The 786-nt window shown below is 34.6% G+C and carries 1 protein-coding gene; it reads left to right on the top strand.

Going from position 1 to position 786, the window contains the following annotated elements; translation table 11 throughout:
• The coding region (locus tag HMPREF9429_RS03600; RefSeq protein ID WP_006941732.1) for an IS3 family transposase at positions 1-786 on the top strand (786 nt) is incomplete at both ends.

The raw sequence follows: 786 nt of genomic DNA, 5'->3' as shown, positions 1-786 counted from the left end.
TGCCATCGAAAGATTAAGAAAAATATATCCCCTTCACTTTATGCTCGAGTACTTTGGCATTAGTCGTAGTACATATTATGCACGCTTAGCTAGCATAAAAAAGGGAGACAAATATGCAGAGGAACGAGAAGCTATTCGCACACTTGTGGCGATGAATAAAGGACGTTATGGGTATCGCCGAATTACAATAGCATTGCATAAATTAGGCATTCATATAAACCATAAAGTCGTAATGCGTATTATGAAGGAAGAAAACTTAATATGTAAAGTTCGCCTAAAGAAATACCGCTCATATAGAGGTAGTGAAGGAAAAATCGCTCCCAATATGATTAAGCGAAACTTTACTGCAATAAAGCCTGATCAAAAATGGACCACAGATATTACTGAATTCCACTTGTTTGGGCGTAAAGTATATTTATCACCAATCTTAGATATGTATAATGGTGAAATTGTATCTTATGAAATATCAGAGCGACCTGCATTAACACAGGTGTTATCTATGCCGGATAAAGCCTTTAAGAATAGACCCAATAGCAAAGGCTGCATCTTACATTCAGATCAAGGATGGCAGTACCAGCATAGTACTTATCAAGAAACATTAAAAAATCACGCTATTATTCAAAGTATATCCCGTAAAGAAAATTGTTTGGATAATAGCGTGATGGAAAACTTCTTTGGCTTGTTGAAGTCAGAGTTGTTATATTTAGAAAAGTTTGCTTCCTATGAAGATTTTATCAGCAAATTAAAGGATTATATTGATTATTACAATACAAAACGCATTAAGCT

Source organism: Megasphaera micronuciformis F0359, from assembly GCF_000165735.1.
Taxonomy (GTDB): domain Bacteria; phylum Bacillota; class Negativicutes; order Veillonellales; family Megasphaeraceae; genus Megasphaera; species Megasphaera micronuciformis.
Note: the sequence above shows the minus strand (reverse complement) of the source record. Positions and strands in the feature narration are given on the sequence as shown.